General features: G+C 43.9%; 8 protein-coding genes. 7 read left to right on the top strand and 1 reads right to left on the bottom strand.

The features are described 5' to 3' along the window. Both V7D75_RS05265 and V7D75_RS05270 read left to right on the top strand, forming a co-directional pair. Positions 1 to 491, top strand: a 491-nt coding sequence (locus V7D75_RS05265; RefSeq protein ID WP_333613709.1) for a Smr/MutS family protein, incomplete at its 5' end; no start/stop codon positions are given. Between the two features lie 135 nt (positions 492 to 626). Continuing rightward, complete coding sequence (locus V7D75_RS05270; protein ID WP_333613710.1) at positions 627 to 1,259, top strand: DNA-3-methyladenine glycosylase family protein; 633 nt, start codon at positions 627 to 629, stop codon at positions 1,257 to 1,259. Positions 1,260 to 1,318: 59 nt separating this feature from the next. Here V7D75_RS05270 and V7D75_RS05275 read toward each other — a convergent pair whose 3' ends face one another. Next, on the bottom strand, positions 1,319 to 3,280 hold the full coding sequence (locus V7D75_RS05275) for a mechanosensitive ion channel family protein (protein ID WP_333613711.1): 1,962 nt from the start codon (positions 3,278 to 3,280) through the stop codon (positions 1,319 to 1,321). Between the two features lie 459 nt (positions 3,281 to 3,739). Here V7D75_RS05275 and V7D75_RS05280 point away from each other — a divergent pair, with 459 nt between their 5' ends. The 5 genes from V7D75_RS05280 to V7D75_RS05300 all read left to right on the top strand — a co-directional run bounded on the left by V7D75_RS05280 (position 3,740) and on the right by V7D75_RS05300 (position 11,073). Then, complete coding sequence (locus V7D75_RS05280) at positions 3,740 to 5,608, top strand: TonB-dependent receptor (RefSeq protein WP_333613712.1); 1,869 nt, start codon at positions 3,740 to 3,742, stop codon at positions 5,606 to 5,608. 314 nt (positions 5,609 to 5,922) lie between these two features. Then, complete coding sequence (ahcY, locus tag V7D75_RS05285) at positions 5,923 to 7,347, top strand: adenosylhomocysteinase (protein WP_333613713.1); 1,425 nt, start codon at positions 5,923 to 5,925, stop codon at positions 7,345 to 7,347. Positions 7,348 to 7,360: 13 nt separating this feature from the next. Next, positions 7,361 to 8,209 (top strand): methylenetetrahydrofolate reductase, encoded by an 849-nt coding sequence (locus V7D75_RS05290; RefSeq protein ID WP_333613714.1) that lies wholly within the window; start codon positions 7,361 to 7,363, stop codon positions 8,207 to 8,209. A 173-nt stretch (positions 8,210 to 8,382) separates the two neighbouring features. After that, a complete protein-coding gene (locus V7D75_RS05295) occupies positions 8,383 to 9,279 on the top strand; it encodes a 16S rRNA (uracil(1498)-N(3))-methyltransferase (protein WP_333613715.1) in 897 nt (298 codons plus the stop codon). Between the two features lie 69 nt (positions 9,280 to 9,348). Beyond that, positions 9,349 to 11,073 (top strand): putative bifunctional diguanylate cyclase/phosphodiesterase, encoded by a 1,725-nt coding sequence (locus tag V7D75_RS05300; RefSeq protein WP_333613716.1) that lies wholly within the window; start codon positions 9,349 to 9,351, stop codon positions 11,071 to 11,073. The last annotated feature ends 411 nt before the right edge of the window (positions 11,074 to 11,484 follow it).

Below are 11,484 nucleotides of genomic sequence, written 5' to 3' on the forward strand. Positions count from 1 at the left end.
AAAATGTACGCACACCTGCCAACGCCTCTAAAGCGGGTAAGCCTGACGCTGCAACGTTATCAAAACGCGCTGCCGCTCAAGGTAGTGAAGCTGGTGATTTGGGCGCAGGTTTATCAGATATGCAGGCGCTATTAAACCCTGTAGCAGGCGAAGCCTATTTATCCTATAAGCAGCCTACCCTACAAAACAAGATTTTCACCCAATTAAAACAGGGCAAATTGCGCTGGTATGATGCGGTAGACATTCATGGTTGCACCATCGAAGAAGCGCGCGATGCAATGACGCAACTGCTCAGCCAAGCCAAGCAAAACAATGAAACTGTGGTAAAAATCGTCCACGGTAAAGGCTCTGAAGCCATTTTAAAAACCTGCGTCAACGGTTGGTTACGTCAACTGCCAGAAGTACTGGCATTTTGCTCGGCTCCGCCGAAAGATGGTGGCAATGGTGCGGTACTGGTACTACTTAAAAAGACCAAAACCGATAAAGAATAAAATTATAGATCGAAAAAAAGGACTGCCACCATGCAGTCCTTTTTTATATCAAAGGTTTACCCTCTCGTTTTGTAGTCGCGCTTTGATAAACCTTCCTATCATTTCGCTGCATATTTTTTAGTAAGTGATTTCTCTATGAATATACAAACCATCGAAAATGAACAAGAATTAAAAGCACATATCAATGCTTTGATTGCTCTCGAGCCAAAATTTGCGCCTGTTTATGCGCAAGTGGGTGTGCCTGATTTACGCCATAACGCAGGCGGCTTTACACAAATAATGAGAGCGATGGTTGGGCAACAGCTATCAGTCGCAGCGGCAGCTAGTATATGGCAGCGCTTGGTAGAGGCAGGTTTGACGACGCCATCAGCGATTCGGGCAGCGACAGACGAGGATTTACGCGCTCAAGGGCTATCTAAGCAAAAAATTCGTTATACGCGCTCTTTGGTCGAGCACAATATAGATTTCGCTGCCTTAGAGACCCTACCCGATGAAGAAGTTATCAGCACTCTGACGGCTGTTATCGGTATTGGACGCTGGACCGCTGAGATGTATCTGCTGTTTTCGTTACAGCGCGCTGACGTGCTGGCAGTCGATGATTTAGCGATTAAAGTAGCAGCGATGGAATTGTTAGATTTAGAAGAGCGCCCAACGCCAAAACAATTAAAAATTCTGACCCAAGATTGGTCACCGCACCGTAGCGCTGCCAGCTTATTGTTATGGCAATACTATGGTTTTTTACGTCAAAAAACCGCTATACCTTTATAAGCCATAGCTTTATAAATAAAACGTTCAATAAATCTTAAGCAAAATCACCACACAAAATATTAAGGCTGATTCCAAATAGAAAAGCCAAATTTCTTTTTGGCGTGTTTGAACTTACCTTTTTTTAACAGACGATGTTTATGCTTTTGTAGTTTTTGCTTTTTACTGGTGTCTTTACGAGCCTCTTTCTCACTCGTCGCACTGTCAGCGTTTTTATTTAAATCAAGCGTCTTTTGCTCATCACCAGCATTGTCGTTATCGGCATCAGTGTCTGCTTCACCCGCATCGCTTGCGGCCGCTGGTTCGTTTATCGAATCATCGGTCACGGTTTCTAGCTGAAGCTGTGGCTCAAGCTCAGCCTGATTGACAATCAGCTGCTGCGTTGGCAGCGCATGCTCGACATCGTATTTTTTCACCAGGGTCAACACGTCGACCAACAAGTCATCTTGCTTGCGATAAAACTCTATCGAATCGACAGCATTAATATAAGCGCGCAGTTGAATGACGTAGCAGTCTTGGCGAAGCTCTGAAATATTGGCCTGATTCCACTCCTGATTGGTCAGCTCGTGCTCGTCCAAAAATTGATCTAATTTTTTGACCATCTTGAAGACCACATCAATATCCGCATTGCGTTTGATATATAAGTTATGCAAAAAGTGAAACATATCCCGTGAAGTATAGTTTTCAATTTGCATCGATGAAAAATCACTGTTAGGCACCGTCACAATCGTCCGGTTCAGCGTGCGTACCCGTGATGAACGAATACCAATGTCAATCACCGTACCTGCTTGGTTGCCGAAGCTACAATAGTCGCCGATGCGTACTGGCGAATCTGCCACCACCACCACACTGCCGACCAAGTTCTCAATCGTCTTTTGCGCACCCAGTGCCAAGGCTAAACCACCGACCCCTAATGCGGCAATCCCTGTGGTCAAATCAAATCCTAAGTTTCCAAAAATGACAATAACCGCAAAGATTAATAACAGCGCTTTGACCACCTTGCGCATCAAACCCAAGATAGAAACTCGCTCGGTATAGTTTTTCTTATAACTTAAATTGACCGCGCGGGTAAATATCGAATCAATAACCCGCAGTAATAGCCATGTCGTCGCTACCCAAGAGGCAATGTCGGTAAAGCGCTTAATTGGTTCACGCAGTGTCACTGATATGCCGGCATAAACCATCACCTCGGCCAATATCAGCGCCGTGATAACCACGGTCAGTGGCAATATCACATTATTGGGTAGCGGTAACGTCTCACCTCGTAGGCGAGGATAAATCAGTTTTAATAAGTAATAGAGCAGCCAAACCACGATGTAAGTGAAGATAAAACTACTGACTATAATGGCTAATGCCGCCAACATGTCGGAAATCTGATAACCAAATAGCTTTTTACCATCTAATGAATCAATGGTGTAGCGCGAAACCAGCGTCGGCTGATAATTCTCTATCACTTCTGGTATGGAGCTTAGGGTATCATTTGAAAACTGCCAATACTGCTCGCCTTGCTTAGAGGCCACTCTTTCGAGCACCAGCGGCACGCTCTTATCACCAACATTAATCACGCCGACGTTTTCTTGGCTTGGCGGTAGCTGATCGCTTAAATTTCCCTCAGGCGTATTGTTAATTTGCAAATCAGGCTGAAAACGCCCGCCCGCATCGAGTGCTTGCTTAAATTGGCGCACCACAGTGGTTGGATTATCAGACTTGGATAAATTTAGATAATTGCTGGCCAGCAGATAGTCGTTATCGCCCAACGCTTTAATAAAGCCTTGTACGGTATGGCGCGGCGTATCACGTCCGAAAGAATCGGGCACCGAGGTATTGACCACCTCTTCAGTTTGACCACCCACGCCTAATATGTTGGCTTCGGCAGCAAGCGCCTTATGTGAAAAAACCACGCTTAATACACTCAATAGCATCGCAAATAAAAACACCGTTATCATAAGCGGCGTTTTTATTTTTAAAGATATAAGTGATGCAGATGGCGCAGTACGAGCACTCAGATGACGCTGAATAGACAAAACAAACCTCTTAGCTTTAGGAAGAGCAGCACAGTAAATAAATGAAAACCGCCACTATAATAGCAATTATTAATCACAGCAATGCGTTTGATTGCATGTTTTTATTACTGATTAAAATAGTGCTTGCCTTTAATGCAGATGATACTTATTTAAAGGCTCAAAAAACACTACTAATGGCTAAACAACCTAGATAAACCCCAACCATCATGAGCACCACTCAGCGTATGCTGAATAAATATTAGGACAAAGTAGTTTATAAATGTGCTGGTTTTATAGATAATAACCTTATGTAATATTCGTATTATTTTTTGTAACTTTTTACTTTTAGGCTCTCTCTTCTGTAACTTTTTAATTTGTTCAACTTGTCATTTAACTTTGGAATTCAATATGGCTTTATCACGTTCATCTTCGACCACCTATCTGCGGTTATGTATCTTAAGAGCGTTAGGCGGATTTGCTATGAGTGCCACAGCTGCGACTGGTGATAGTAGCGTTATCAATCACAGCGAGTTGCCACAAGTTGAGCTTGATAAAATCGTCGTGACGGCGACGCGGACGCCCACTAAAACCAGTAATGTCATCGCTCAAACTCGAGTCATTGATAGTGAGGAATTGCAGCGTTATCAGGGTCAGACAGTGACTGACGTATTAAAGAACCAGCCTGGTATTAATATCACACAAAGTGGCGGTATGGGCACAGCCAGTAATTTTTATATGCGCGGTTTTGATAGCAAGCAAGTCTTGGTAATTATCGATGGGATACGCTATGGTTCTATCTCCTTGGGTAGCCCTTCTCTAAACTTATTATCAGCAGATCAACTTGATCGTATTGAGATTTTATACGGCGCCTCAGGTTCTAGTATTTATGGTTCTGATGCCATGGGCGGTGTCATTCAAATCTTTACTAAAGGCAATAGTGTCGATAAATCCAATGTTTCTACTAGCATTGGTTATGGCAGTAATAATCACTACCAAGTAGGCGTCACAGGTCAGCTTAAAAATGCTACTTCATTATTGAGCTTGGGTGTCAGTCGCAACGAAACAGACGGCTTTAACGTCATAGCCAACCCCGAGTCTGTTGATTATAATGCGGACGATGATGGCTTTAAATCTACTAACGCCAGTTTGGCATTGCAGCACAAGCTTTCAGACTCGCTAAGCGCGGGATTGAGTGCTTTGTATACTGACTCTACCACTGATATTGACTCAGCAGGAAATGCGTTCCCAAATGCCTATTCAGATCAAAAAAATGGCAGTGCAAATGCTTATCTTCAATATAAAACGCCTTTGACAGTTAGCAAACTTAGCTATGGTCAAAGTATCGACAAATCGACTTCTCATGACGCCTACTCTATCAATTACCAAGAAGGCAGTCAGTACGATACCACACAAGAGCAAGCACGTTTAGAGACCAGTATTGACGCGCAACCGGGTACTGTAACTGTTGGCGCAGAATGGTTGTCACAAAAGCTAGACGCGTCAGATGTTTTAGTCTATCCACCTTACCCTGACACCACTCCTCCTGTACAGACCCCTTATGACCCCGACGACAGAACGGTCAAAAGTGCCTTTGTTGGTTATCAGCTCACGGACACTTATTATGACCTACAAGCCAACTATCGCTTAGACGACAACTCTCAGTATGGTAATGAGAGTACCTACAATTTGGGAGCGGCTATACGTCCGTTGGCAGGTATGCGAATTGGTGCCAACTATGCCACAGGTTTTCGTGCACCAACGTTTAATGACTTATACTGGCCGGGTTTTAGCAACCCTAACCTTAAGCCTGAAAGAACGAAAAATACCGAAGTATTCGTTGAATACGCAAATGATGCTCAAACATCACGATTGACAGGCTATTACACCGATGCAGAAGACCTGATTTCTAATGCGGCAAATATCAGTGAAGCGAAAATCAAAGGGTTAAGTTTGACCTCAGACTGGAATATGAATGACTTTATCTTTGGTCTCGGTTATGACTACTTAGATGCGAAGGACAAAACGGCAAATAGCGCAAGCTATAATCAACAGCTTGCCTATCGTCCTAAAAACAGTGGTTTGATTTACGTGGGTTATCAACAACCGATGTTTGATATTCGCCTCGAAGCCAAACACACAGATGATAGAGTCACGGCCGAAAACAATAAACTTGATAGCTATACCTTGCTTAATTTAAGCGGCGCTGCTTATATCACTCCTAATCTTCGTGCTAACTTGCGAGTAGACAATATTACTGATGAGGATTATACCCTCGCCAGCCAATTCGGTAATGAATACGCCACAGAAGGCACCAGCTACTTCACCTCACTTACCTATAACTGGTTCTAAAAGTATTTAGCTTCATAACACAGCATGTATATAAATAATCAGGGCTATCAATCGATGGCCTTTTTTTATGACGCAAGCACTTACGATTTTCCGCAGCCAATAGGTGACAATTTAATCACCATCAATTACAATAACGACCTCCGAGAGGTGTTGCGCCATAATCATCGATTACTGCAATTAAGCTTTATTGCTTTGCAAATCATTTATTATGTTAGGCTCGGTTAACTGTTTATTACCATTTCGGGTTATGAACAGTGCAAATAACGGCACCTGCGTTTTTATTCTTTTTATCTATTAACTGATAGGAGCATATTATGGACGCAGTGTCTAACACCCCATCTGCCCATACGATCGACCCCTCTTTCACTGACTATAAAGTCGCCGACATCAGCCTTGCTGATTACGGTCGCCGTGAAATCACCCTAGCTGAAGCCGAAATGCCTGCCCTGATGGGTTTGCGTCGTCGCTACGAAGCCGACCAACCGCTTAAAGGCGCAAAAATCGCTGGCTGTATCCACATGACTATTCAGACGGCTGTCCTTATCGAGACGTTAGTTGCGCTTGGTGCGGAAGTACGCTGGACCTCATGTAACATCTTCTCAACTCAAGACCATGCTGCTGCGGCGATTGCTGCTGCTGGTATTTCTGTTTATGCTTGGAAAGGCGAAACCGAAGAAGAGTACGAGTGGTGCTTGCGTCAACAAATCCACATTGGCGGCGAAGAGTCCGGTCAGCTTTGGGATGCAAACTTAATCTTGGACGACGGCGGTGATTTGACTGCTTTGATTCATAATGATTATGCCCAAATGCTTGATAACATCCATGGTATCTCTGAAGAAACTACTACAGGTGTCCATCGTTTGGTTGAAATGCTGGGTAAAGGTACGCTAAAAGTACCGGCTATCAACGTTAACGATGCAGTTACCAAATCTAAAAATGACAACAAATACGGCTGCCGTCATAGCTTAAATGACGCCATCAAACGTGCAACTGATATGTTCCTTGCCGGTCGCCGCGCTTTGGTCATCGGTTATGGTGATGTGGGTAAAGGCTCAACGCAAAGCTTACGTCAAGAAGGCATGATTGTTCGTGTATCAGAAGTTGACCCTATCTGTGCTATGCAGGCCTGTATGGACGGCTATGAAGTATTGTCACCGTACATCAATGGCGATAACACTGGCGGCGCAGAAAACATCAACACTCGCCTGCTTGAAGATACTGACTTAATTGTTACGACTACTGGCAACTATCACGTTTGTGATCGTCACATGCTAGCGGCATTGAAGCCAGGTGCAGTCGTTTGTAACATCGGTCACTTCGACACCGAAATCGATACCCAATTTATGCGTGATAACTGGCGCTGGGTTGAGATTAAGCCACAAGTCCATCAAGTTTTCCGTTCAGACGATGAAAATGACTACTTGATTTTGCTTGCTGAAGGTCGTCTAGTAAACTTAGGTAACGCAACCGGCCACCCATCACGCGTGATGGACGGTTCATTTGCCAACCAAGTACTGGCACAAATGTACTTGTTTGAAGAAAAGTTTGCTGAGCTGCCAGTCGATGAGCGCTTTGATAATTTATATGTCAAAGTGTTACCAAAGAAACTCGATGAAGAAGTTGCGGCGGCGATGGTTGCAGGCTTTAACGGTACTTTAACGAAACTGACTGAAAAGCAAGCCGAGTATTTGGGCGTACCTGTCGAAGGTCCGTTTAAGCCTGACGCTTATAAATACTAATAGGAGTCAGACTGTGACTAAGCCTGCTTTCTCCTTTGAGTTTTTTCCGGCTAAAACTGAGCTAGGACATGAAAAGCTCCTCAGTACTTATGATGAGCTGAATAAGCTATCACCAACTTATTTTTCGGTGACTTACGGGGCTGGCGGTTCAACCCGTGGCCGCACTTTAGATATCGTGCAAGCTTTGTGCGCGCGCGGTGACACAGATATTGCGCCGCATATGTCTTGTATCGGTGATGACAAAAGTCAAATCGCCGAACTGCTCGATCTTTATAAGAGCTTGGGCATCACACGTTTGGTCGCTCTGCGTGGTGATTTACCATCCGGTCAGGTTGGTATGGGCGAGCTGCCATTTGCGTTAGACTTGGTGAAGTTTATCCGCGAACATTCAGATGATCACTTCCGTATCGAGGTCGCAGCCTACCCTGAGATGCATCCGCAAGCACGTAGCTTTGAATTTGATGTCGACAATTTGGTCAATAAATACCAAGCGGGCGCCAATGCGTCGATTACCCAGTTTTTCTATAATGCCGATAGCTATTTATATCTACGTGATACCTTAGAAAAACGCGGTATTGACACGGTTGCGCAGCCTTTGGTTGCTGGCATCATGCCGATTACCAACTCAAGCAATCTCGTACGCTTTGCTGATAGCTGTGGCGCTGATATTCCGCGTTACGTGCGTAAGCGCTTGGCGGATTTTGGTGATGACCGTGCTTCTATTCGTGAGTTCGGCTTTGATGTCGTTTATCGTTTGTGTGAGCGTCTAATCTCTGAGGGCGTACCTGCCATGCATTTTTATAGCATGAATAAGGTTGAGCCAAATAAACGCTTAGTCGAAGCTTTAGGCTTGATTGCTTAAATATTTATCGAATGTATTGCTGAATGACTGGCGTTCTTAGGGGCGCCGGTCTTTTTTGGTATGGGAATTGCATTTATGCCAATTTTACTTATGACAATCCCTTTACCCACCCAAATGATATTCTGCTAAGATATTGAAAAATATCATGACTCCCATTATAGGAATAAGTAATTTTGCGACGTTTCTTTTATGCCACCAGTAGCGACAGCAGTGATAAAAATGCCCCAACCTACCCACAACTGAGCACCTTAGCTATCGGTGCTAACGTCGAGTTGACCGAAAGTATTGTCCATCATTGGTGCCGTGTACTGCGCGCTAATATCGGTGACACAGGTATTTTATTTGACGGTTTTGGCGGTGAATATCAGGTACAGCTCAATAGCATCAGTAAAAAACAGGCCACTGCGACGTTATTAGCACACGTAGAAACCGATCGCAATGCCGCTGTCTTGACAAAAATCGGGCTGGTGATGAGTCGCGGCGAGCGCATGGATTACGCCATTCAAAAATCCACTGAGCTTGGTGTCACTGCTATTCAACTATTGAGTAGCCATCACGGTGAGGTCAACCTAAAACCTGCGCAAGTGGAGAAAAAACTGGCACATTGGCAGCAAGTGGCGATTGCCGCCTGTGAGCAATGTGGACTGAATCGCCCGCCCCTTATTCTCGCGCCATTATCGATTGATGACTGGCTGTCAAATATAGCGGCCAACGAAAATGAAAACGACAAAGAGATGGCAGTTAGCCCAATCGTCGCTGAGCTAAGTAAAGATGCCTACTATCAAGCATTACAGCAACCAGCAGATTTACGTCTGCAGCTAAGCGTGCCAGCAGCAGGACAGCCGCTGATGCCTGAGGCGCTGCCCGTCGTTTTGAAACAACAGACGCCTTATGTTGAATTACTAATCGGACCTGAGGGCGGGCTCAGCGCTGATGAATGCGCCAAAGCTGCTGACGTTGGTTTTGCACCGTGGCAAATCGGCCCAAGGGTGCTGCGTACCGAAACTGCGCCTGTCGTTGCCCTAGCGACATTGGGCTCATTGGCAACCCTGCACACCTTACATATGTAGGCATCAAATTGCCATCGCTACATCGCCACATCGCCATTTATTATTCAATTTGATGTTATGAGTCCTATTATGACCGATTTTACCCCTATGCCAATATCGGATAAACAGCAATTATTGGTCAAGCTGTGCGAGCAATTTGAAGACGCTATCTTTATATTGGACGACAAACTGCGCTATCTATCCGTTAATGCAAACTATGAGCTGATGCTTGGCTATACAGAAAAATTTTTGCTTGGCCGTCCGCTTGGTATCTATGCAGCCGAGTTTTTGTCCGAAGAAGAGCAAGGTGTGCTTAGAAATCTGATTAACAGTTTAGACAGTACAGGATTTTGTGAAATTGATTTTTCGATGGCAAATCGCTATGGCGAAATACTCGACTGTCATATCACTTATCGCAAAATTTACTTAGAAGACACCCCTTATTACGTTGGCACCATACGTAATATGGCGACGCTGGCTAAAAATAGAAAAAAGGTCGCCCACCTGTTAAATTATGATCAGCTGACTGGACTGCCAAACCGTAAAGTCTTTTTAAGTCAAACCAGTGAATTGTTAATAGAAAGCTACCAAGAAGTGGTGGTCGTGCGTTTTAACATTGACCGTTATCGCAACCTTGCTATCTTATTGGGACCAGATGGCATCAACAAACTGGTAGAAAATTTTGTTTTACGTATCACCGAGTTGGAGCTGGACAATTTACGCTGCTTTTCGCATTTTGGTGGTGACGACTTTGCGTTATTATTTGAATGCAACGATGCCAATATGGTGCGCCATCAATTAGACAGCTTAATGCAAATGTGCGAGCGCCCTTTTTTCTTAAATGACAGCATGGCAAAAGAAGCCCAAGTCTATTGTCATATCTCGGTTGGGGTCAGCTATTTTCCTGAAAATGGCAATGAGTTCATCGGCTTATTGACCAAAGCCGAAAAAGCGTTGAATTACGTCAAGCAGCAAGGCGGTGATGATGTCTGTTGGTATCATAAATCGATTAACGAGAGGAATGCGCACGATATAAAGTTAGAGTCTGAGCTTAGGACGGCCAGCAACGAATACCAATTTGTGCCGTACTACCAACCAAAATTCGCCTTAGATACGGGTGTGATTAGCGGTTTTGAGGCGTTGGTGCGCTGGCAACATCCTACTCGCGGCTTACTAAGACCCGCCGATTTTATGGATGCCATAATTTCTCATAAATTATCGTTTGAGCTGTTTTCACAAATGGCGAACCAAATTGCCAAGCAATTGACCGTTTGGCAAGATTTGGGCTTTGAGCAGCACATCTGTATCAACGCCGATGCGGCAGAATTCAGCCATCCTGATTTTTTTGACTTGGTCAGTAACTTGTTAGACAGCCATAAACTTGCCGCTCACCAACTGCACATAGAGGTGACCGAATCTTCATTAATACAGCGCCATGCCAATGTCAAAAAACAACTGGATTTACTCAAAGAACTTGGCATCTGTCTGGCGCTCGATGACTTTGGTACGGGTTTTGCCTCGTTAAGCTATTTACAAGAATATCCGTTTGATTTTATTAAGATTGATAAAAGCTTTATCTCTAAAATTACCAATGACGGTACGCAGCGCGCCATTGTTAAAGCAATTTTGGATTTGGCAGAAGCGCTTGATATGCACGTTATCGCCGAAGGTATCGAAAACGAGCAGCAACGTGATTTATTGCTTAGTATGGGTTGTCAGTACGGTCAAGGTTATTGGTTTGGTAAACCGATGACGGCGAACGAGGCAACTAAAATGCTTACGCAGCAACATTTGTCTAAAAATGACCGTCCTTAGGATTATCTATTAAAGCGAGATTGTTTGAGTTTTTCTATTATTATTGTTAAATAACGCTTAAGGTTTTGGCGTATAAGCTTGATGATATATAGGATGCAACACAGGTTGATGACTTATCAGTATTGTCACCAAACTTGTATATTTGCCAGTGAACGCCTATCTTTTACCAAGAATTTACGAATACAATCATAATTCTTTTTCACTCTTCTCAATTTATTTCATATGATCGGTGTTGTTGTCCGTTATTGATACAGACAAACCCTTTAACAGTAAATAGTTGGCAACTCAGACTATTAATAATAGTCGATGACAGTTGCTGTTTTACTGCCGGTCGCATCCTAAAAAAGGACAGGAAGTTATGCAATATAAAGCGCCCCTACGTGATATCCAATTCGTGATGCATGAGTTACT

This window comes from Psychrobacter sp. (assembly GCF_036731945.1).
Lineage (GTDB): Bacteria > Pseudomonadota > Gammaproteobacteria > Pseudomonadales > Moraxellaceae > Psychrobacter.

Coding starts and splice junctions, on each gene's coding strand:
- V7D75_RS05270 (WP_333613710.1), top strand. CDS start 627: ATGAATATACAAACCATCGAAAATGAACAAGAATTAAAAGCACATATC.
- V7D75_RS05280 (WP_333613712.1), top strand. CDS start 3,740: ATGAGTGCCACAGCTGCGACTGGTGATAGTAGCGTTATCAATCACAGC.
- ahcY (WP_333613713.1), top strand. CDS start 5,923: ATGGACGCAGTGTCTAACACCCCATCTGCCCATACGATCGACCCCTCT.
- V7D75_RS05300 (WP_333613716.1), top strand. CDS start 9,349: ATGACCGATTTTACCCCTATGCCAATATCGGATAAACAGCAATTATTG.